This is a genomic window from Roseateles sp. P5_E1 (assembly GCF_054049335.1).
On sequence record NZ_JBFUMN010000012.1, the window covers coordinates 60,217 to 81,933 of the forward strand.

Here is a 21,717-nt window from a genome sequence, read left to right on the forward strand (position 1 = left end):
CACACGCCAGGTGTTGCCGTCCAGGCATTCGTCCGCTTACGCTTGAAAGCGCTTTCAAGTCGTCGACACAGACGGCGGGCACCACCACCACTTGTTGGAGACATCCATGAATCTGCTTCGATCCCTCATCCGGCCCGCTCTGGCCGGATTGCTGTTGGCAGCCGCCAGCGCCGCCCACGCCCAGTGGCAACTCGTCTGGAGCGACGARTTCAACGGCAGCATCGGCCCGAGCTGGGTCTTCGAGACCGGCGCCGGCGGCTGGGGCAACAACGAGCTGCAGTACTACCGGCGCGAAAACGCCACCATCGAGAACAACGCCCTGGTCATCACCGCCAAGCGCGAGGACTTCGGCGGCATGGCCTACACCTCGGCGCGCATGAAGACGCAGGGGCTCAAGACCTTCAAGTTCGGTCGCATCGAGGCGCGCATGAAGCTGCCCGCCTTCCTGGGCGCCTGGCCGGCGTTCTGGATGCTGGGGGCCAACCTGCCGCAGGTCGGCTGGCCGGCCTCCGGCGAGATCGACGTGATGGAGCACGTCAACGACGAGCAGAAGGTCTACGGCACCATCCACTGGCAGGACAACAACGGCCAGTACGCCCAGTACGGCGGCAACATCGCCACCACCGTGACCGACTGGCATGTCTACGCCGTGGAATGGGACGCCAATGCCATCCGCTGGTATGTGGATGGCACCAAGTACCACGAGGCCAACATCGCCAACGGCGTCAATGGCACCGACGAATTCCAGAAGGACTTCTTCCTGCTGCTGAACTTCGCCGTCGGCGGCAACTGGCCGGGCTTCAACGTCAACACCGCGGCCCTGCCCGCCAAGATGTACGTGGACTATGTGCGCGTCTACGCGCCGGCAGCCGGCGGCGTGGCGACGGTCTACCAGGACTGCAACTACGCCGGCTACGCCGCCGCCCTGCCTGAAGGCAGCTACACGCTGGCCCAGCTGCAGGCGCGTGGCGTGCGGGACAACGACCTGTCGTCGCTGCGCGTGAATGCCGGCTACCAGGTGCAGCTGTTCGACGGCGACAACTTCACCGGTGCCAGCGTGACCCGGGCCGGCGACACCGGCTGCCTGGTGGACCAAGGCTTCAACGACCGGGCCACCTCCGTCATCGTCTCCAAGGCCGCCCCGGCCTGGTTGCGCCAGATCGAAGCCGAGGCCTTCAGCGCACAGGCCGGCGTCCAGCTTGAAGCCTGCTCGGAGGGCGGCCAGAACGTCGGCTGGATCGATACCAACGACTGGATGGCCTACAACAGCGTGACCTTCCCCACCAGCGGCAGCTACCGCGTCGATTACCGCGTGGCGAGCGCTGCCGGCGGCACGCTGTCGCTAGACCTCAACGCGGGCAGCATCCAGCTCGGCCAGCTGGGCGTGCCCAATACCGGCGGCTGGCAAAACTGGACGACCATCTCGCACACCGTGAACATCAATGCCGGCACCTACAACGTCGGCGTGTTCGCAGCCCAGGGTGGGTGGAACCTGAACTGGATCAAGTTCACCAAACTCTGATCCGCGTTTCGCACCAAGGCACCGCCAAAGGGCCGCAGCAGCGGCCCTTTTCATGGCACCTACACTCATGGCTTCCCTTCGCCATTGCCGATGAACGACAAGACTCCCGCCAAGAAAGCGCCTTCAAGCCGCCCCGACGGCGTCGTCACGCTGGAGCAGGTGGCGGAACTGGCTGGCGTGTCGCCGAGCACGGTGTCGCGCATCCTGAACGGCACGGCCGCAGTCAGCCAGCTCAAGAAGGACGCCGTGCAGGCCGCCATCCGGGAGCTGGGCTTTCGGCCCAACCCGGTGGCACGGGGCCTCGCGGGCGGTCGCACGCTCTCGGTCGGCGTCGTCACGCAGATCATCTCCAGCCCGTTCTACGGCGAAGCCCTGCTCGGCATCGAGCGCGAGCTCGAGCGCGCCGGCTATGTGCCCCTGTTCGTGTCCGGCAACTGGCATGAGGACGACGAGCGCAAGGCCATCGAGACCCTGCTGCCGCGCCGCGTCGACGGCGTCATCGTGCTGGCCGGCCGCATCGCGGACGCCGAGCTCACCAAGGTCTCCGACAGCCTGCCCGTCGTCGTCGTCGGCCGCCAGCTGTCCGGCCCCCAGCTGTTCAGCTTCAGCTTCGACAACCGCGAGGGTGCCCGCCTGGCCACCCAGCACCTGATCGACCAGGGCCACCGCCGCATCGCCTTCATCGCTGGCGACCTGATGCACGACGACGCCGTCGAGCGCCAGAACGGCTATCTCGACGCCCACGCCGCGGCCGGCATCCCCGTCGACCAGGGCCTCATCGTGCAGAGCGACTACACCGAGGCCGGTGGCATGCTGTCGGTCACGCGGCTGCTGGAGCGCGATGCTCATTTCACGGCGCTGTTCGCCTCCAACGACCAGATGGCCATCGGTGCCTGCCTGGGCCTGCACCGGCGCAACCTGCGCGTGCCGGACGACGTATCCCTCGTCGGTTTCGACGACCTCATCATGGCGCGCTACTCCATGCCGCCGCTGACCACGGTGCGCCAGTCGGTCTACGAGATCGGCGTCGAGGCCGCGACGGCCATGCTCGAGATGCTGCGCGGCGGCAAGCCCAAGGCGCAGCTGCCCCAGCCGGAACTCGTTGTGCGCGAGAGCACGAGACGCATGCAGCGATAGCCCGTATTTGCGGGTCGAGCGCTGGGCCTGCCACGGGCCAGAGGCCCGCGGCCTTCCGTAGGCACAAACAGTCCGCAGGGGCTGTCTGTGTCCGACTCCAGTTCACCGAGCCGGCCCGCGTAGTGCGATGTGCTTGCGGCTCAACGCCGCAAGCATCGCCGTCCCCTCGGGGGCTGAGGCCGGACACGGCAAGTCCGGTGGACTTGTCGCGCCTGCCGAAGGGCTGCGGCACTGCCGCGGCGCGGTCTGCAAGACCGATCAGGCTTGCCCGCGTTCAGCGCGGCAAGACTGGACGAGGGCTGACTGTTGTTCGGCCCGGGTAAACCATGTGGCCGATCCTTTGGACGCGACGCATCATTATCTGAAAGCGCTTTCATTGCGTTCGCCAGGTCACCGCTTTTCAACCCAGAACTACCCTTAGTCCGCCCTCCGTTTTGCGCACCGCCCCTATGGGAGCGGTCACATGGGCCGGTACGGAGTAGCCCGCCAACAGCCCTCGTCACGCGTTGCACACGCGCAGCAGACCGAGGGTGTTGCCTAGGTTGAAAGCGCTGCCATTCGCGTATTCTTGAAAGCGCTTTCAGCTCGTCTACGAGCATCACTCGACAAGATTCATAACTCTGGAGACAAGTGAATGAGACAGCCTCGCCCTGCCCTTCGCCTCACGACCCTGGCCACGGCCAGCGGCTTGCTGTTTGCCAGCGCCTCCGCGCTGGCCCAAAGCCCGGGCAACCCCAACGCCGGCCCCACGCCAGCCACCTCGGTGCCCCAGGCGTTGGCCAGCACCACGCAGCTGGAAACGGTCATCGTGACCGGCATCCGCAAGTCGCTGGAGACCTCGGTCAATCTGAAGCGCTCCTCGTCAGGCCTGGTGGATGGCATCGTTGCTGAAGACATCGGCAAGTTCCCCGACACCAACCTCGCTGAATCGCTGAGCCGCATCAGCGGCGTGTCCATCGACCGCGCCAACGGCGAAGGCACCCGCATCACCGTGCGCGGCATGGGCCCCGACTTCAACCTGGTGCTGCTCAACGGCCGCCAGATGCCAGGCGCCAGCGTCGACGGCAGCGCGCCGAGTTCGCGCTCCTTCGACTTCTCCAACCTCGCGTCCGACGGCGTCGCCGCCCTGGAGGTCTACAAGACCAGCCGCGCCAGCAGCCCGACCGGCGGCATGGGCGCGACCATCAACGTCCGCACGCCCCGCCCCTTGGACATCAAGGAAACCATCGCCCAGGTCGGTGTGAAGCTGGTGAGTGACCAGTCTGCCCGCCGCCTGCCTGGCGAGGAGCAGGGCAAGAACGCCACGCCGGAACTGAGCGGCATCTACAGCACGCAGACGAACGACGGCATGTTCGGCATCGCGCTGATGGGCACCTACCAGGTGCGCGACTCCGGCTATTCGCAGGCCAATGTCAGCAGCGGCTGGAAGACTTTCGACGGCATCCAGGACAACGACTGGAGCGGCTCCAACGCCGTCTGGGGCGGCCTGCCCAAGACGTCGACCGAGATCAAGAACCGTCCGGCCGTCGGCTCCATCTATAGCGTGCCGCAAAACCTGAACTACTCGTTCACCGGCGTGCACCGCGAGCGCCTGAACGGTCAGCTCGTCATGCAGTTCAAACCCACCAAGGATCTGGTCGGCACGCTGGACTTCGTCATGTCGGAGCAGAAGTTCCGCCAACGCCGCAACGACATCTCCGCCTGGTTCAACTACGGTGGTCAATTCGGCGAATTCCAGACCGGTTCGCCCTCTTCGCCCGTCATCTACGGCGAGCACATGGCCAACTCCGACCTGGCCATGGGTGCCTCGCGCATTCAGACCAAGAACAAGAACCAGCAGATCGGCCTGAACCTGAAGTGGAAGGCCACCGACGCGCTGAGCTTCGACGTCGACGCCCACCACTCCACCGCCACCTCGGGTGCCAACGATCCGCTCGGCACCAGCGTCACGCTGGCCACCGCGTCGCTGAACCGCGGCGACACCTTCGTCGACTTCAGCAACAAGTTCCCGGTGCTGGGCATCGCCGGCGCGACGCTGGACCCGACCAAGCAGGAACTGCAAGGCTCGGTGTTCGGCAACAGCTACCAAAAGAACCAGATCGACCAGCTGCAGACCAAGGGCAACTGGAAGATCAACGACGACAGCAGCCTGGACTTCGGCCTGTCGCTGACCAACGTCAAGAACCGCTCGGCGTTCGCCAACGTGCAGCGCGACACCTGGGGCGGTGGCGCCGCAGGTGGCCCTGCTGGCATGCCGGACGACATCTGGCATGCCGATTCGATCAGCAAGTACTTCAGCCGCATTCCGGGCTCGAACGACCCGCGCCTGTTCAACCAGTTCTTCTATTTCAACTTCGAAGACCTGCGCGCAGCAGCGATCAAAAACCTGGGCTCGGATGCCCTGCTCAAGGCCTCGTTCGACTGGAGCGATGATTTCCGCACGACGGAAAAGTCGCAAGCCGTCTTCGGCCAGTACAACCTGGCCTGGGATTGGGGTGTGCCGATGGAGGCCGCCCTCGGCGCTCGCTACGAGCGCACCAAGGTCAGCTCACCGTCCACAGAGAAGATCCCGGTGTCGGTGGCCTGGGTTGCCAACAACGAAATCCCCATCAGCTTCAGTGGCACGCGCTCCGCGGAGCGTAGCGGCAAGTACGACTACTTCCTGCCTTCCATCGACCTCAGCGCCGACGTGACGTCCGATACCAAGCTGCGCGTCAGCTACGGCCAGACCATCGGCCGCCCGGCCTGGAACGCCATCCAGGGCGGTCAGCGACTGGATCCCCTGGCGCGCGTCGATGGTGGTGTAGGTTCTGTGGGCAACCCCAACCTGAGGCCGCTGAAGTCGAGCAACATCGACTTCTCCGCCGAGCACTATTACGCCAAGAGCAGCTACGTCGCGGCGAGCTACTTCCGCAAGTCCCTCAAGGACTACAACCAAGCGGACGAAACCAGAGAGAACCTGTTCAATCTGCACACACCGGTCGGAAGCGCGATGTACAACCAGGCCCAGACGGCTGGTGGCTGCGGCGCGGATTCGGAGTGCATCCGCAAGTACATCTTTGCGAACTTCCCAACCGCTCCCGGCGTCAGCCCCGGTGCGCCTGGCACGTCGCTCGGCACCATCACCGCTCAGCCCAATGACCCGCTGTTGATCTTCAGGCTCGGCACCTTCGTCAACAACCAGCGCAGGAGCAAAATCAACGGGATCGAGCTGAACGCCCAGCACATCTTCGGCAACAGCGGCTTCGGCGTGTCGGCCAACTTCACCAAGGTGAAATCCGACCTCAGCTACGACGTCAACAAGCGGGGTGCGCAGACCGACGTGCTGGTCGGCATGGGCGACTCCGGCAACCTGGTGGGCTTCTTCGAGAACGAGACCTTCACGACCCGCCTGGCCTACAACTGGCGTGGCAAGTTCCTGGCTGCCAACTTCCCCGGAGCGGAAGGCGCCCAGCCGCTGTTTGTCGAGCCCTACGGTCAGTTCGACCTGAGCCTGGGCTACAACTTCAACTCTCACCTGCGCTTCCAGTTCGAAGCCATCAACCTGACCGACGAGTACACCCGCACGCACATGCGCAACGAGAACCAGATGGGTGCCGTCACGCAGTTGGGCCGTCGCTTCATGATCGGCGCACGCTACAAGTTCTAAGAGAACGCCTCGGGGGTCGGCTGCGGCCGGCCCTCAAGGAAAGTCGGGACTCCCCGGCCCTTCCTTGTGAGGCAAAGTCTGGTTCGGCGGCGCTCGCGCTCTGGGGTGCCGTCCTTGTTCGCCGTTTGGCGAGGCCGCGCGAGCGGCCCTTTTTACTTCTGGGGACCAGATCTTGAACGACAGGTTGCGTGAAGTGGTGGTGCTGGGCGGCGGCTCGGCCGGTTGGCTGGTGGCCGGCCTGCTGGCAGCCGAACATGGCGGGCTGAAGATCACGCTGATCGAATCCAGCGACGTGCCGACCATCGGCGTCGGCGAGGGCACCTGGCCATCGATGCGCGACACGCTGCGCCGCATCGGGCTGTCCGAATCCGACTTCATCCGCCGCTGCCAGGTCTCGTTCAAGCAGGGCTCGCGCTTTGACGGCTGGGCCCGCGGTGCAGCGGGCGCGGACGGCGACCGCTACTACCACCCCTTCATGTTGCCCGTCGGCTATGGCGACGTGGACCTGGTGCAGCCCTGGCTGGCCACCCAGGGCACGAGACCGTTTGCCGATGTCGTCAGCCCCTCGGTGCAGGTCTGCGAAGCCGGCCGCGCGCCCAAGCAGGTGCAGACGCCCGAGTTCGGCGCCGTTGCCAACTACGCCTATCACTTCGACGCCGGCCTGTTCGGCCAGCTGCTGCGCGAGCACGCCGTTGCCAAGCTCGGTGTGCACCACGTCATCGACCACGTCGACGCTGTGCGGTCGCACGAGGACGGCGACATTGCCGCGCTGCAGACCCGCGAGCACGGCGAAATCAAAGCCGACCTCTTCATCGATTGCTCCGGCCTCACCTCCCGCCTCATCGGCCAGCATTTCGGCGTGGCGTTGAAGAGCGAACGCGACGTGCTCTTCAACGACGCGGCGCTGCCGGTGCAGGTGCCCTACGCCACCCCTGACGCGCCGCTGGCCTCGGTCACCATCGCCACCGCCTGGGCCAAAGGCTGGATCTGGGACATCGGCCTGCCCTCRCGCCGCGGCGTCGGCTGCGTCTACTCGCGCGCCCACGCCAGCGACGACGAGGCCCACGCCGCGCTGACCGCCTATCTCGATGCCACCGGCGCGCCGGCCGAGCGCCCCACACCGCGCTCCATCCGTTTCGATCCCGGCTATCGCGAGCAGTTCTGGGTGCACAACTGCGTCGCCATCGGCCTCTCTTCGGGCTTCATCGAACCGCTGGAGGCGTCCGCCCTGGCCCTGGTCGAGCTGTCGGCCCAGCGCCTGTGCGACGAGCTGCCGATGACGCGTGCGTCGATGGACGCCGTCGCCCGCCGCTTCAACGACGATTTCAGCTACCGCTGGGCCCGCGTCATCGACTTCCTGAAGCTGCACTACGCGCTCAGCAGCCGCGACGACAGCGACTACTGGCGCGCCCATCGCGACCCGGCCACCTGGCCCGAGCGCCTGCGCGAGCTGCTGCCGCAGTGGCAGATGCGTGCACCAGCGCGGCATGACTTCGGCCGCATCGACGAGGTCTTCCCCTCGGCCAGTTACCAGTACGTGCTCTACGGCATGGGTTTCCGCCCTGACGCTGAAAGCCTGCCCGCCGCCAAACTCCAGGCAGCCCAGGCCTGCTTCGGCGAAGCCGCCCGCCAGGCCCGCCGCTTCGTGCCCGGCCTGCCCGGCCACCGCAGCCTGCTCGACCATATTCACAAGACCGAGACATGACCCGCCCCACCCTGCTCGACAACGTCACCCACCGCCATCTGCGCGTCCACGCCGAGCGCTCCGCCGCCCTGGGCGATGCGCGCCAGTCGGCCTTGGCCCTGCCCGCCGAGTTCCGCCAGTTGCAGGCTCATTTCCCCATCGTCTTCCAGCTGGTTGAAGGCGCCGCAGCCGGGACCGGTTTCCAGCCCGTCGCCCTGTTCGGCCTGGAGGAAGGCCAGAACCTCTTCCTGACCGACACGGGCTGGGATGCCCCCGTCGTACCCATGGCCCTGCAGCGCGATCCCTTCATGATCGGCCGCGCTCCAGACGACAGCCTGCAGTTGCACATCGACATGGACAGCCCGCGCATCGTGCGGCCCGAGGATGGCGAGGTCGGCACCGCCATCTTCATGCCGCACGGCGGCTTCAGCGAGTACCTCGACCATGTCGTGCAGCTGATGGAGCACCTGCACGCCCAGGCCCAGCACCTGCCCGTCTTCATCGAGGCGCTGACCCGCCACCAGTTGCTGGAGCCCTTCGTCATCGACATCGAATCGACGAGCGGCGAGCCGGGCCGGCTGTCGGGCCTCTTCACCATCCACGAGGAGCGCCTCGCCGCCTTGCCGGGCGCCGCGCTGGAAGCCCTGGCCCGCGAGGGCCATCTGCTGCCCATCTATATGCAGATCGCGTCGCTGCAGCAGTTGCAAGACCTTGTCGAGCGACAAAGCAAGCTCTGATCATGCAAGCAGTACCGGCCTGGAACGGGCCGTTCGACCCGAACAACCTGCCCGCCGAACTGCTGACCGGCGACCGGCCCTACGTCGTGCGCGGCGGCTTCGCGCACTGGCCCGTCGTTCAGGCCGCACGTCAGTCCGACGAGGCCCTGGCCCGCTATCTGATGGGCTTCTACAACGGCGTGCGCATCGGCCTTTTCCAGCTGGTGCCCGAGGCCCGTGGCCGCGTCTTCTATGCCGACGAGACGCTGACCAGCTTCAACTTCAGCCGCTACGCCGCGACGCTGGACCAGGTGCTGACCGGCCTGCTCGGCCTGGCTGCAACGCCCGAGCCACCCGCCCTCTATGTCGGCTCGACGACCGTGGAGGCCGTGCTGCCTAGCTTCCTCGATGCCAACGTGCTGGGCTTGGGCAACCGCGACGCCCTGGTCAGCCTGTGGCTGGGCAACCGCACCCGCATCGCCGCCCACTACGACCTGCCGGACAACCTCGCCATCGTCGCCGCCGGCCGGCGCCGCTTCACGGTCTTCCCGCCCGAGCAGATAGCCAACCTCTACATGGGCCCGCTCGACCCGACACCTGCCGGTCAGCCCGTCAGCCTGGTCGACTTCGAGAAGCCCGACCTCGAGCGCTTCCCGCGCTTCGCCCGTGCGCTCGACGCCGGCGAGGTGGCCGAGCTCGAACCGGGCGACGCCATCTTCATCCCCAGCATGTGGTTCCACCACATCGAAGGGCTGGCGCCGGTCAACCTGCTCATCAACGCCTGGTGGCGCCAGACGCCGGACTACGTCGACTCGCCGCTGAGCACCCTGCACCTGGCGCTGATGACGCTGCGCGACCTGCCCGAGAAGGAGCGTCGCGTCTGGCAGCACCACTTCCAGCATTTCGTCTTTGGCGCCGACGAGTCCACCTGGGCCCACATCCCCGAGGCCGCCCGCGGCCTGCTCGGCCCCATCGACGACACCCTTTCGCGCCAGGCCCGCGCGCAACTCCTGACCCAGTTGAAACGATGAACACCACCATGAAGGAATTCAACCGCGTCGTCATCGCCGGCGGCGGCACCGCCGGCTGGATGATGGCCGCCCTGATGGGCAAGCTGCTTGGCAAGCGGCTCGACATCAAGCTGGTCGAGTCCGAGGAGATCGGCACCGTCGGCGTCGGCGAGGCCACCATTCCCGCGCTGCACACGTATCACAACCTGCTCGGCATCAACGAGGCCGAGTTCATGGCCGCCACCAACGCCACCTTCAAGCTCGGCATCGCCTTTGAGGGCTGGAAGGACATCGGCCAGGACTACTTCCACTCTTTCGGCTCGACAGGCAACGACCACTGGAGCGCAGGCTTCCAGCACTTCTGGCTCAAGGGCCGGGCCGAAGGCCTGTCCAAGACCTACACCGACTACAACCCCGAAACGGTCGCCGCCTACGCCAACCGCTTCGCCCACCTGCCGCGCAATGGGCTGAACTACGCGTACCACATGGACGCCGGCCGCTACGCCAAATACCTGCGCGCCATGAGCGAGGGCTACGGCGTGCAGCGCATCGAGGGCAAGATCGGCGCCGTGCTGATGGACGGCCCGCAGGGCAAAGATGGCGACATCACTGCCCTGCAGATGCAGGACGGCACGCGCATCGACGGTGACCTCTTCATCGACTGCACGGGCTTTCGCTCCATGCTGATCGGCGAAGCCCTGGGCGTGGGCTACGAGGACTGGTCCTACTGGCTGCCCTGCGACCGCGCCGTGGCTGTGCAGACCGCCTCCGTGCGCGAGGCCTGGCCCTACACCCGCTCCATCTGCCACCCCTTCGGCTGGCAATGGCGCATCCCGCTGCAGAACCGCGTCGGCAACGGCCTGGTCTACAGCAGCAAGGAGCTCAGCGACGCCGACGCGCCCGAGGTGCTGAAGAAGAACGTCGAGGGCGAACTGCTGATCCAGCCGCGCGTGCTCAAGTTCCTGCCCGGCCAGCGCGACAAGGTCTGGCATCGCAACTGCATCGCCGTGGGCCTGGCCAGCGGCTTCGTCGAACCGCTGGAGTCCACCAGCATCCACCTCATCCAGCGCGCCGCCATCCGCCTGATGCAGACCTTCCCGCAGGGCGGCATCCAGCAGTCCGACGTCGACGAGTTCAACCTGCAGTCCAAGCGCGAGCTGGAGCACATCCGCGACTTCATCGTGCTGCACTACACCGTCAACGAGCGCACCGATTCCAAGCTCTGGAAGCATGTGCGCGAGATGGACCTGCCCGCCACGCTGCGCCACCGCATCGACCTCTTCCGCGAGACCGGCCGGGTCTTCCGACCGAGCGACGAGCTGTTCGCCGAGAACTCCTGGGTCCAGGTCATGATGGGCCAGGGCATCACGCCCGAGCGCTACCACCCGGTGGCTGACCTGATGGGCAAGCAGGAGCTGGCCACCTTCCTCGGCGACATCCACCTGAAGGTCTCGCGCACCGTGGCCGGGCTGCCGCAGCACCAGGCCTACGTCGAGCAGCTCTGCGCGCCCTATCGCAACGCGACGACGGCGCAGTTGGCGGCCACGCCGCTGCGGGCTTGAGGGTGCAGCTAGCTTGGCGGGGCTGACGACTTTCGGCCAGTTGCTGACCTTCGGTGACGACCGCCAACAGGAGGTCTACGGGGCCGACGCGACGCCGCTCGCATACCATCGTGGCGCCACCCGAAGTCGAGGCAAGGCGAGGAATTGTCCAAGGTGAAGACAATGCTGGACGCCGTCCAAGTGGTGGCCGACCCGCCGCAGCCATCCAGTGTTGGGGCGCCACGCATAGGAACGGGCGACGGGCCATATCGGCGCCGTTTCAAAATGGAGCCACTCCGCCGCCGTCCCAATCTTGAGATTGAGAAGGCCTCCATTTGCCGCTCCATGCTGCACGGCCACCACAGCGGCGGAACATTGCTTCTGCTGTTGGCCGCGGCTCGGCAAGCTTGAGCGAACCACGGCTCGTGCCGGCCCCCGTACGCATCATCACGAAGCGGGTGGCGTAACGACCGGCTCAGAATCGCAGTTCCTTGTTCTCCCGTTGAGCTCAGGGGGGAAATGGAGCCGGGTTCGCCAGGTAGGCCTTGAACAGGCGCGCGAACTGGCCGCCGTCGTTCGTGATGTCCGCCGACGTGGCGCCCCCGGGACTGAAGACGAGCGCGAATACACCGTTGCCCGTGTACTGCGTTGGATGCGTCAGCATGTACTGGACGTGGTTGTCCCGATAGTGCTTCGGCGTTCCGCCGGGGGTCGTCGAGGGCACGCCCATGGGGGTCTGCCAGAACAGGATCGGCAGGTTGCCCAGGTGGCTTCGTAGCGTCTTCCACTGGTCGAGGCTTTGGTTGAAATTCGGCGTGGTGACGTTGTTCTCATCCAAGTAGAACGGGCCGGTGCCGCGACCCGCGCACTCGTCCACGGGTGTCGGGACTTCAAAGCAACCTGCGTCGCGATCGCTCGTCTGCGCCACGATGAAGTCGGCCTTGTCTGCACCGAGTTTTGCCATGAAGCTGCCGGTGGCGTCTGCGTTCCCGTACCACATTGACGGGGGGAAGCCCATCCTCGCCTTGGGCGCATACGTCCGCCCGAGCTTCAACAGGCAACCGACAACGCCAACGGCCGTATTCGGTAGGCTGGCGCATTCCGGCACCGTGCTCACGCGCGCCGGCAACTTCGCCGGGTCGCCGCCGGGTGCACTGCCCTCTGCGAAGCCCCAGAAGTCAGGCTCGAGGTTGACCAGGGTGGGGCGGCCGGTCTCGGCGATCTTCTGGTACATCAACTTGACTTGCGCCCAGTAGGCGGCCATGAACGGCGCGTCGTTGATGACGGTGACGTCGCCACCCCGCAGGGAAGGCATCTGGAACAGGGTGAACATCGGCACGGCGCCCATGGCCGCGACGTCGGCGGAGAAGACCGTTATGACGCCACCGTCCGGATAGTTGTATTGCCATTGAGGCCATGCGTTACCGCCGCCGCCAGAGTTGAAACCCGTGACCGCCACGAGATAGGTATCGATGATGTCCGGAGCGATCTGCTGGGCCTTCATGTCCGCGATAGGACTGGCCGCGCCGAGGCCCACGAGGAGCCGGCCGGGCTTGCCGAGGGCTGTAGTGATCGAAGGTGCGGGAGCGGGAGCGGGAGCGGGTGCAGGTGCAGGTGCAGGTGCAGGTGCAGGTGCGGGAGCGGGTGCAGGTGCAGGTGCAGGTGCAGGTGCAGGTGCGGGTGCGGGTGCGGGTGCAGGTGCAGGTGCAGGTGCAGGTGCAGGTGCGGGTGCAGGTGCAGGTGCAGGTGCAGGTGCAGGTGCAGGTGCAGGTGCAGGTGCAGGTGCGGGTGCAGGTGCAGGTGCGGGAGCGGGTGCAGGTGCAGGTGCGGGTGCGGTCGTCGGCGAGCCGCCTCCGCCGCCGCAAGCTGCGACCCCCACACTCAGGAGGGCGATCGCGACGCGACGGGCATGGGACACGGTGTTCAGTGCCAATGGCATTCGTTTCCTCTTGGATGAAATAGGTCTTTTCGCAATGTTGTCGCGGCAAAACTCAGTAGTTGTAGTCACGCCCTCGGCCCGACATGAACACGCGGCCGTAGATGGTCGGTGAAGTTGTAATCGATCTGCCAACTTCCTGACACGTGGCGCCGGCTGTGGCCGAGCGCATCACCATCTGCACCCAGCCCACGCCTCCTCACGTGCCGGACACACGGAAGGCGACCTTCGTAGTCGCGCCTGAGCCATAGACCGAGACGCCGCAGATGCCACCAGGATGCCGGCCAGCCTCGGAAGAGATGAGCAGCGGCCAGTTCGTGCGATCGAACTTGTAGAGCGACGGCGGCGCACTACTGCCTGTACCGGAGGTCGATGCAAACGGCACTCACAGGCCCTCAGGAACCGGCAACCCGCCGATCTGCTGCATCAGTCCGAGCAGGTCCGGCTGCCCCACTTCGGAGACGATCTTCCCGGTCGAAAGCCGGTAGATGTTCAGCGCTTGCACGGCAATCGTCTTGCCGGTGGGAGGCACGCCGAAGAAGGCTCCGCGCTGCGTCCCGCGCATCGTGAATCGCGCCGCGATCGCGTTACCTTCGACGACGGTTTCCTCAAGAGTCCACTGGATATCGGGGAATCCGCCGCGCATCATCCCGATGATCTCCAGGTAGCCTTGTGGCCCGTGCACGGGTTCGGCGCGCCCCGGAACCTGAAACACGGCGTCAGGGGAAACCAATTCTGTGGCGAGCCGCGGATCCGCGGTGTTGATGAACTCCACGAAGCGAGCCATGAACTGTCGGTTTGTGGTTTGCATCGGTCGCCTCGGACTGTCTATCAGGATGGGAGCCGGAGCATGGTGGCCGCCCCGTGCCCGCGGTCTCGTATTGTTCGAGTTGCCGGCGTGTTCGACACGATCAAAGTCGGTTGCCGAAATGGTGAATATCGGACAATGGATCGATGCCGCGCGGAACTAGACCCATCGATGTCGAGCAGGTCCGATATCAGCCCTCGGCCGAGAGGGCGCTGGATCTCGAGGTCTTCTCGATGTCGGACCTGAGACGGAGGGTGTCCCGAGCCCACTTGCAGCGCTACCACCGCTACGACTTTCACATGTTCGTGCACGTCAGACGTGGAATATGCCGCGCCGTGGTGGACTTCAGCCACATCGAGTGTGGCGGCGGTTCGCTGCTGACCATTCGGCCCGGGCAGGTTCACCGCTTCGGGCCGGGAAGCCGTTGGGATGCAAACCTCCTGCTGTTCCGACCCGAGCTTTTGCGGGCTTCGCAAGGCGAGGAGCGCCTTCAGATGCCTGAACTGGTCGATGGGCTTCCTGGCAATCTGAGCCTCGACCGGTCGACGGGTCGGTTTTTGGCCGACACGCTCGCGCGCCTGGAGGAGGAGTGCGCGCTCGACGCCCGGCAACCGCTGCTGAACTGGCTGCTCCAGAGTGAACTGACAACGCTGGTGACGCGGCTGCACATCTTTCATGCCGAGCAACAGCGATCCGCCGGAACGGCGTCCGACGCGCCGGAGCGCTTCCGTCTATTCAAACGGCTTCTGGACGAGAACGTGCATCAATGGCGTCACGTTTCGCGCTACGCAAATGCCATGGGATGTTCCGAGAAGACGCTCACTCGCATCTGCAGTGCGGTGGCTGGCGTCGGCGCGAAGGCCTTGATCGCCTCGCGCCTTGCGCTGGAAGCCAAGCGCCTGCTCGTGCACACGAAGATGCCGATTTCCGCCATCGCGCAGCGGCTTGGCTTCGACGAGGCGACCAACTTCATCAAGTTCTTTCGCAGCATCGAAGGCTGCACGCCAGGCGAATTCCGCCGTCAGTTCGATGTCTCGTTGTAGCCGCACTCGGCCATCCCGGTCTCTCATGCTCGCGCATGCATGCCATAAGTACAGATCGACACGTCGCGCCGGCACCCATCGACGCAGATCGGACGTTGCATTCGATCTCGAGCACGGTCTGCTGGGCTCTTGGCGTTCGAGCCCGAGCTGCGTAATCCTAATGCCTGCTTATATGCGGACTTCACTGTCAATCTTTCGCATCACAGCGGGATCTGATTTCGGCATCCGATGGGGTGGCCGGCAAGATTGATCTGAGGTCAGGAACAGTCGGGGCTCGAGCTTGTACTCGAGCGAGCTTCTATCCGTGCAGGGCGCCGACGTCCAACACCGCATGCTGCGAAAGCCGCCCCGCCTCCTTAGGCCGCCGCGTATGGACGAGCGGTCCCATCCAGCGCCACGCCTGTTCATCCCTCGGAGCACATGGACGTGAACACAGCCTGCGGCAGCCGTGCCGCTGCAGCTGAGCTGCGAAGAAGTCCACCGCGGCGCCGCCACATCTCCCCACAAGCACCAAGGCCTCGCGGGCTGCAACACAATCCACCCATCATGAAGTTCAACCACACGATCCAAGCCCGCCTCAACACCTGAGCGCCCCTTCGACCGTGTTCGGAAGGCGCCAAGCCTTCCGGTCAATCCAAACCCCGGCAGGTTCGTCCCTCCGGGGTTTTGTTTTTCTGATCTGAGTTCAACCATGCGCACCCGCACCTTCGACAAGCTGATCGCCACGATTCCCGAGCGCCGGAGCGCGGCTGAGTCCTGCTCATCGCTCGTGCGCTTCGGCGTCCTGCCTTTGCGCTAGCCCTGCCAGGTGGTTCCACCGGGGGCTGGCAACAGTCACCGCATCTGGAATCACCATGAACTCGAACAACTTCCGCAACCTGCGCAACATCGGCGTCATCGCCCACGTCGACGCTGGCAAGACCACGACCACCGAACGCATCCTGTTCTACACGGGCGAAAACCATCGCATCGGCGACGTCAACGACGGCAACACGACGATGGACTTCGACCCCCAGGAACGCGCACGCGGCATCACCATCCACAGCGCGGCTACCACCGTGCACTGGCAGGGCACGCAGATCAACCTGATCGACACGCCCGGACACATCGACTTCAACATCGAGGTGCGCCGCTCCCTGCGCGTGCTGGACGGCGCCGTCGTCGTCTTCGACGGCGTGGCCGGCGTCGAACCCCAGACCGAGACCAACTGGCGCCTCGCGGACGAGTACCGCGTGCCGCGCCTGGCCTTCATCAACAAGCTGGACCGCATCGGCGCGGACTTCCAGCGCGTCGTCGCGTCCCTGCAGGAACGCCTGGGCGTGCGCGCGCTTCCGCTGCAACTGCCCATCGGCGCGGAAGGCGACTTCCGTGGCGTGGTGGACCTGCTGACGATGCAGGCCCTGGTCTGGGACCGTGACGACGCCTCGGCACCGCCGCGTATCGAAGCCCTCCCGCTCGAGCTGCTGCCTGCCGCTGAGGCCGCGCGTGCACGCCTGCTGGAAGCTGCGGCCGAACAGGACGACGCGCTGCTCGACGCCTGGCTGCGTGGCGACGAGCTGCCCTTGGACGCGCTGCGTGCGGCCCTGCGCCGCGGCACCATCGCGGGCGCCTTCGTGCCCGTGCTGGCCGGCTCGGCCTTCCGCAACCGTGGTGTCGAGCCGCTGCTGGATGCCGTCGTGGCCTACCTGCCCAGCCCTGGCGAAGGGCCAGCCGCTGCGGCGGCCGAAGGCCCGCTGTCTGCCCTCGCCTTCAAGCTGACCGCCGACGACCACGGTGCGATGGTGTTCGTGCGCGTCTACAGCGGCCGGCTCAAGCGTGGCGACTCCGTGTTCAACGCCAGCACCGGCAAGGCCGAGCGCGTGTCGCGCCTGTACGAGATCCATGCGGACCGGCGCGTCGAGCGCGACGAACTCGTCGCGGGCGATATCGCGGGCGTCGTCGGTCTGAAGGAGGTGCTGACCGGCCACACGCTGGCTGAGCGCAAGGACGCCGCGGTGCTGGAAAGCATCGTTGTGCCCGAGGCGGTCATCGACGTCGCCATCGAGCCACGCAAGCAGGCCGATGCTGCGGCCCTCTCGAAGGGCCTGGGCATGCTTGTCCGCGAAGACCCGTCACTGCGACTGCGCCAGGACCCGGATTCGGGCCAGACGCTGTTGTCCGGCATGGGTGAGCTTCAGCTCGAGGTGTCCATCGAGAAGCTGCGTGCGCGCTTTGGCGTCGAGGTGCAGGTCGGCCGACCCCAGGTCGCCTATCGCGAGACCATCGCGGGCACGGCCGAGGTGCGCCATCTGCACCGCAAGCAAAGCGGCGGCCCCGGCCAGTTCGCCGAGTTGACGCTGCGCGTGGCGCCGTTGCCGCGCGGTACAGGCATTCGCTTCGAGAACACGGTGGTGGGCGGCGCGATCCCGCGCGAGTTCATCCCGGCGGTGGAGGCTGGCATCCGCCGCGCCGCACAGTCTGGCCCGTTCGCGGGCTATCCGCTGGTGGACTTCGAGGCGACGCTGGTCGACGGCAGCCACCACGTGCGCGACTCGTCGGCGCTGGCCTTCGAGCTGGCGGCGGCGGCGGCGCTGCGCGAGGCGGTGATGAAGGCCTCGCCCGTGGTGCTGGAGCCGGTAATGGCCGTCGAGGTCATCACGCCGGCCGACTACCTGGGCGACGTCATCGGCGACCTGCTGCGCCGGCGTGGCCATGTGCATGGCCAGGATGCACGTGGCAACGCCGTCGTGCTCAGCRCCGAGGTGCCGCTGGAGCAGATGTTCGGCTACATCGGGCATCTGCGCGCGATCAGCTCAGGTCGCGCGCAGTTCACGATGCAGTTGGGCCACTACGCCGAGGCGCCGAAGAGCGTCGCGGCCTTGGCCGCCTAAGCAGAGGGCGAGGCGTTGAAAGGCGCCTCGCCTTTTTTCTTCAGCGACGGCGCCGACGCACGATGCCTGCCATCAAGGCCAGCCCGGCCATCAGCATCCCGGCCTGCGCCGGCTCCGGCACCGCCGCGGCCGCCACCTCCGCCGACCAATAGCTCGGCAGATGCAGATACGGATTGCCGCTCGCCATCGTTCCATCGGTGACGTAGATGGCCCCCAGCCCATACTGCCTGGCCAGGCCCATCACCTGCTGCATCTGGGCCACCGTCGCCACGCTATGCACGATGGCGCCGGTCGACGCCGCATTCGTCAAGCCGCTCAGGAAGGAGCCGTTGATGAAGTCGCTGTACGAGCCTTCAAAGCTCATCAGCGTGTTCGCCAGCGCCGTGTAGCCCGCAGTTGGCGTCACGCCCGGGTTGCCGACGATCTCCCAGCCCGGATGCACCGCGCGCAGACTGTTGCTGACGGTCTGATAGAAGGGCAGCGCGCCCGGCTGCGTCGCCATCTCGTCGAGGAAGACACCGTCCACGCCATACCAGTTCGCATACTTCTGCGCATCCGCCAGCACCTCGTGCGTCGAGCGCGTCGGCGGCACTTCCGAGGTGCAGTGGTTGACGCCGTAGCAGGTGTAGACGTAGCCAATCACCTTGCCACCCGCGGCGCGGAACTCGTTGACCGAGGCCACGTAGTCGCTGTTGGAGGCCAGGCCCGGCCCGTTGCCCGGGTTCATGATGGCCGTGACCTGCGCACCCTGCTGCGCAGCCCAGCTGAGCTGGTGCCACTCGTTCTGCGATGGCATCCATGACGGATAGAAGTAGGCCGGCACGATGATCTCGATGGCCGACGCGAAGGGCGCCGCGCTTGCAAGGGCTAATGCAGCGATGAGGGTTTTCAAATGCTTCATGTCAGGGTCTCCGTTCAGCAGCTGCCGCCAGTCTTCAGGCTCTTCAGGCACCAGCGCTCCGAGCCGCTCAGCGCCTCGTTGCCCCAGTAGGTCGGCGTGTAGTTCCAGATCGGGCCGCCCCAGGGAAGGCTGGGGTTGTAGGTCATGCTGGTCGCGTAGACGTAGTTGGCCGCGCTGCCCTTGAGCGTCAAGCGCATCTCGGCCTGGGTGGCGGAGTGCACCAGCAGCCAGGTCTTCACGCCCAGCGATGCCGCCAGGCTCTGCACGCCGCCGTTGAGCCAGCTCGCCGCGGCCACGTAGTCGCTGTACTTGGCCTCGTAGATGACGATGTGCTCGCCATAGCTGGCCGCGCTGACGAAGCAACTGCTGGCGCCCGGCCAGCCGGCGTTCCACACCACCGTGCCGCCGGTGCCGGTGGCCGCCATCTTGGCGCGCACGGCGCTGAACTTCGGCGGCGTGCCATTGCACTTCTGCGCGTCCGTCAGCGCCGCGTCGTCGAAGGCGGCCTCGTCGAAGAAGAAGCCGTCCACGCCCCCCAGCGTCGTCTTGTAGGCGGTCAGGTTGGCGTTGATCGCGTTGTAGCGGGCCAGTTCGTCGGCGGTGTTGTAGTCGTAGCCGGTGGCCACATAGCCCAACACCTTGCCGCCCTGGGCGCGGATGTTGGCGATGACGGCCTTCCAGTTGGTGATCTGGCTGGCGGAGAGTCCGGTGGCGCCGCTGTTGGGGTTGATGACGACCTGGGTGCCGCTCGGGATCTGGCCGCCATAGGTGCTGGGCGTCTCGCCCCAGTAGGCCACCATGCCGAAGCCGGTCGGAGCGGCGCAGGCCAGCGTGGCGCCTAGGGTCAGCAGGCTCGCGGCGGCGAGCTTGATTTGGAAATTGGACATTCGTTTCTCCTGGAGAAGGTTGTTCACCGGACGGTCAGCGTCGTGCCGGCACGGAAGGCGCCCAGCGCCGCATCCCAGGCCTGGGCCTTGGCGGTGTTGTCCGCATTGGCAGGGCGCACGCTGTAGCGCACGTCGGCACTGAGCGATGCGGCGCCGTCTGGCAGGGCGAGCAGCACGTCGTAGGCGCCCGTCGGCGTTCCCGCCGGCACCGTGAAGCCCGCCGACACCGTGCTCGTCGTGTTGGGCAACCAGCTGCGCGGGTCGACCGCTGGCAGCGCGATGCGCACGACGGCGCCGGTGGTCTTGTGCTTGAGCAGCAGCTGCACCGCACGCGGGTTGAAGGCGCGCGCCCAACCGCTGTTGCGCACCGTGAGCAGGAGGGTGCCCGACTGCCCGGCCGTCACCGCATCGTTGTGGCGCAAGGTCGAGAGTTCGAAGCGGTAGCCCATGCTGCGCTTGACCTCCGCCATGCAGCCCTGCTGCTCCCACTTGGTGTGGAAGAGGTCGCGGTAGTAGTCGTTGTTCAGATAGGTCAGGCCGAACTGCTTGCCCTCGTTCAGGATGTCGGTGCAGCTGGTGCGCGGCACCGCGCCTTCCTCATCGGCAGGGTTGCAGGTCTCCGCGCCGAAGGGGGCGACGCGTGACAGCGAGGCGGTGTAGTTGCGCTCGCTCTGGCGCGTGGCGGCGTCCTCGCTGTAGGTGCCGACGTCGGTGGCCGAGGCCAGGAAGCAGTCGTTGTGCACGCCGATGCGCGAGGCCGCCGACCCGTCGCGCCAGCTCGGCACCTGCGAGGCCCACTGCATCAGATACGGCGGATAGCGCAGCTGCAGGAAGCGGTCGGTCGGCAGGGCGTTCAGCAGCGCATCGCGGATCTGCGTGCGCGGGCTGACCGCGGTGAGGTTGTTGGACGAGGTGTGCCACTCGCCCCAGGCGCCAATGAAACCGGCCTGCAGATAGGCGATGACATCGGCATTGGCCGTCAGCACCGGCTTGAGCTGGTCGATGTGGCCGAGCACGCGCGCCAGCGGCGCGTCCTTCACGTTCTGGTATTCGGTCTCGTTGGCCGGGTAGTTGTAGAGAAAGCGTGGCACCAGCTTCAGGCCGGCGCGGCGCGCGATCGCGAAGCGGTCCGAGAGCTGCGTGAGCAGGCTGGCGGGCAGCGTGGTGTTGGCATAGGCGTCCAGGCGCACTGCGGCATAGACGACTCGGTAGCCGGACTGGAACTGCGAATCCGCATCGGCCTGCGTCCACAGCAGCAGGTTGTCGGCGGCCCAGGTGTACATGCCCCGCTCGGGGTTGGCGATCTCGGCGGTACTGGCGGTGAAGCTGGTTTCGACCGGTGCGGGCGCAGGCGTCGGTGCTGGCGTGGGAGCGGGCGTTGGGGCGGGAGTAGGTGCCGGCGTCGGCGCTGGGGTGGGCGCCGGCGTGGGGGCTGGTGTCGGTGCAGGCGCCGGGGCGTTCAGGCGCCAGGCCTGGTTCGCATTGCCGGTATTGCAGGTCGCGACCGAGAAGCCGACCTGGGCCAGTTGAGTCGGCGCCGTCAGGCAGAGGTTGTTGGCCGCGAGCTTGAGCTGGGCGGTCGAGCCGCCCGCCAGCGCCACCACCGAGAAGCGCTGGCCCGTCTGGCTGGGCTGGCAGGTGTTCAGCTCCACGAAGGACCCGGAGCTGGTGCCGGTGGCGGAGACGCACAGATTGGCCTGCGCGTTCTTGAGGGTGTAGGTGCTGCTGCCGGTGCTGACCGGCGTGAGGCTGAAGTCCTGGGCTGCGCTGCCATTGCAGGTCGCCAGGCGGATGTCCCAGGTGTCGACCTTGGTTTCCAGGCAGGCACCCAGGGGGTTGGACACCAGGGGCGCTGCGGTCGCGGCAACAGGCCAGGCGGCGATCAGGGCGAGCGGGAAGGCGAGCTTCAGCCCCGCACGAGCGCGGGGCAAGGGGCAGGGACGCATGGAGTGCATCGGGTTCTCCTCATGAACGACTGAGCGCTGAACGGGAGGGGCCGGGCCACGTCAGCGC

15 protein-coding genes are annotated in these 21,717 nt (G+C 66.4%); 10 read left to right on the plus strand and 5 right to left on the minus strand.

Annotation, left to right across the window (positions count from 1 at the left end; all coding sequences use genetic code 11):
* The first annotated feature begins 106 nt into the window (after positions 1–106).
* From ACXJKJ_RS13040 to ACXJKJ_RS13070, 7 genes are all read left to right on the plus strand, one after another.
* Positions 107–1,522, plus strand: a complete 1,416-nt coding sequence (locus ACXJKJ_RS13040) for a carbohydrate-binding protein (protein WP_457390395.1) — start codon at positions 107–109, stop codon at positions 1,520–1,522.
* 90 nt (positions 1,523–1,612) lie between these two features.
* The gene (locus ACXJKJ_RS13045) at positions 1,613–2,659 is read left to right on the plus strand and encodes a LacI family DNA-binding transcriptional regulator (RefSeq protein ID WP_457390396.1); all 1,047 of its coding nucleotides are present in this window, start codon (positions 1,613–1,615) and stop codon (positions 2,657–2,659) included.
* A gap of 634 nt (positions 2,660–3,293) precedes the next feature.
* The gene (locus ACXJKJ_RS13050; protein WP_457390397.1) at positions 3,294–6,308 is read left to right on the plus strand and encodes a TonB-dependent receptor; all 3,015 of its coding nucleotides are present in this window, start codon (positions 3,294–3,296) and stop codon (positions 6,306–6,308) included.
* Between the two features lie 172 nt (positions 6,309–6,480).
* Complete coding sequence (locus ACXJKJ_RS13055; RefSeq protein WP_457390398.1) at positions 6,481–8,013, plus strand: tryptophan halogenase family protein; 1,533 nt, start codon at positions 6,481–6,483, stop codon at positions 8,011–8,013.
* The gene (locus ACXJKJ_RS13060; protein ID WP_457351807.1) at positions 8,010–8,729 is read left to right on the plus strand and encodes a SapC family protein; all 720 of its coding nucleotides are present in this window, start codon (positions 8,010–8,012) and stop codon (positions 8,727–8,729) included. Before ACXJKJ_RS13055 ends, ACXJKJ_RS13060 begins: the two co-directional genes overlap by 4 nt.
* Positions 8,730–8,731: 2 nt before the next feature.
* Positions 8,732–9,739 carry a cupin-like domain-containing protein gene (locus ACXJKJ_RS13065; RefSeq protein WP_457390399.1) on the plus strand — a complete coding sequence of 336 codons (1,008 nt, stop codon included), beginning with the start codon at positions 8,732–8,734 and terminating at the stop codon, positions 9,737–9,739.
* Positions 9,736–11,280: a tryptophan halogenase family protein gene (locus ACXJKJ_RS13070; protein WP_457390400.1), complete on the plus strand. Its 1,545-nt coding sequence runs from the start codon at positions 9,736–9,738 to the stop codon at positions 11,278–11,280. Before ACXJKJ_RS13065 ends, ACXJKJ_RS13070 begins: the two co-directional genes overlap by 4 nt.
* A gap of 487 nt (positions 11,281–11,767) precedes the next feature.
* On the opposite strand, the gene ACXJKJ_RS13075 is transcribed toward ACXJKJ_RS13070, so the two are convergent.
* Positions 11,768–12,763: a hypothetical protein gene (locus ACXJKJ_RS13075; RefSeq protein ID WP_457390401.1), complete on the minus strand. Its 996-nt coding sequence runs from the start codon at positions 12,761–12,763 to the stop codon at positions 11,768–11,770.
* A gap of 74 nt (positions 12,764–12,837) precedes the next feature.
* Here ACXJKJ_RS13075 and ACXJKJ_RS13080 point away from each other — a divergent pair, with 74 nt between their 5' ends.
* Positions 12,838–13,221, plus strand: a complete 384-nt coding sequence (locus ACXJKJ_RS13080; protein ID WP_457390402.1) for a hypothetical protein — start codon at positions 12,838–12,840, stop codon at positions 13,219–13,221.
* Between the two features lie 359 nt (positions 13,222–13,580).
* On the opposite strand, the gene ACXJKJ_RS13085 is transcribed toward ACXJKJ_RS13080, so the two are convergent.
* The gene (locus ACXJKJ_RS13085) at positions 13,581–13,982 is read right to left on the minus strand and encodes an ester cyclase (protein ID WP_457390403.1); all 402 of its coding nucleotides are present in this window, start codon (positions 13,980–13,982) and stop codon (positions 13,581–13,583) included.
* Between the two features lie 290 nt (positions 13,983–14,272).
* On the opposite strand from ACXJKJ_RS13085, the gene ACXJKJ_RS13090 reads away from it, so the two are divergent.
* Both ACXJKJ_RS13090 and fusA read left to right on the plus strand, forming a co-directional pair.
* Positions 14,273–15,046, plus strand: coding sequence for an AraC family transcriptional regulator (locus tag ACXJKJ_RS13090; protein WP_457390404.1), 774 nt, complete (start codon positions 14,273–14,275; stop codon positions 15,044–15,046).
* 854 nt (positions 15,047–15,900) lie between these two features.
* Positions 15,901–17,916 carry an elongation factor G gene (gene fusA, locus ACXJKJ_RS13095; protein ID WP_457390405.1) on the plus strand — a complete coding sequence of 672 codons (2,016 nt, stop codon included), beginning with the start codon at positions 15,901–15,903 and terminating at the stop codon, positions 17,914–17,916.
* A gap of 40 nt (positions 17,917–17,956) precedes the next feature.
* Here fusA and ACXJKJ_RS13100 read toward each other — a convergent pair whose 3' ends face one another.
* From ACXJKJ_RS13100 to ACXJKJ_RS13110, 3 genes are read right to left on the minus strand one after another with little or no spacing between them, the layout of a single operon-like run.
* Positions 17,957–18,817: a spherulation-specific family 4 protein gene (locus ACXJKJ_RS13100; RefSeq protein ID WP_457390406.1), complete on the minus strand. Its 861-nt coding sequence runs from the start codon at positions 18,815–18,817 to the stop codon at positions 17,957–17,959.
* Positions 18,818–18,831: 14 nt separating this feature from the next.
* Entirely contained in the window at positions 18,832–19,704 is an 873-nt protein-coding gene (locus tag ACXJKJ_RS13105) for a spherulation-specific family 4 protein (protein WP_457390407.1), read from the minus strand.
* Positions 19,705–19,727: 23 nt separating this feature from the next.
* On the minus strand, positions 19,728–21,659 hold the full coding sequence (locus tag ACXJKJ_RS13110; protein ID WP_457390408.1) for a DUF4832 domain-containing protein: 1,932 nt from the start codon (positions 21,657–21,659) through the stop codon (positions 19,728–19,730).
* Between the last annotated feature and the right edge of the window lie 58 nt (positions 21,660–21,717).

What these genes read in the sequence shown, in the direction of transcription:
- ACXJKJ_RS13075 (WP_457390401.1), bottom strand. Translation starts at nt 12,763, where the DNA reads ATGAAGGCCCAGCAGATCGCTCCGGACATCATCGATACCTATCTCGTG.
- ACXJKJ_RS13065 (WP_457390399.1), top strand. Translation starts at nt 8,732, where the DNA reads ATGCAAGCAGTACCGGCCTGGAACGGGCCGTTCGACCCGAACAACCTG.
- ACXJKJ_RS13050 (WP_457390397.1), top strand. Translation starts at nt 3,294, where the DNA reads ATGAGACAGCCTCGCCCTGCCCTTCGCCTCACGACCCTGGCCACGGCC.
- ACXJKJ_RS13060 (WP_457351807.1), top strand. Translation starts at nt 8,010, where the DNA reads ATGACCCGCCCCACCCTGCTCGACAACGTCACCCACCGCCATCTGCGC.
- ACXJKJ_RS13105 (WP_457390407.1), bottom strand. Translation starts at nt 19,704, where the DNA reads ATGTCCAATTTCCAAATCAAGCTCGCCGCCGCGAGCCTGCTGACCCTA.
- ACXJKJ_RS13110 (WP_457390408.1), bottom strand. Translation starts at nt 21,659, where the DNA reads ATGCACTCCATGCGTCCCTGCCCCTTGCCCCGCGCTCGTGCGGGGCTG.
- ACXJKJ_RS13045 (WP_457390396.1), top strand. Translation starts at nt 1,613, where the DNA reads ATGAACGACAAGACTCCCGCCAAGAAAGCGCCTTCAAGCCGCCCCGAC.
- ACXJKJ_RS13100 (WP_457390406.1), bottom strand. Translation starts at nt 18,817, where the DNA reads ATGAAGCATTTGAAAACCCTCATCGCTGCATTAGCCCTTGCAAGCGCG.
- ACXJKJ_RS13085 (WP_457390403.1), bottom strand. Translation starts at nt 13,982, where the DNA reads ATGGCTCGCTTCGTGGAGTTCATCAACACCGCGGATCCGCGGCTCGCC.
- ACXJKJ_RS13070 (WP_457390400.1), top strand. Translation starts at nt 9,736, where the DNA reads ATGAACACCACCATGAAGGAATTCAACCGCGTCGTCATCGCCGGCGGC.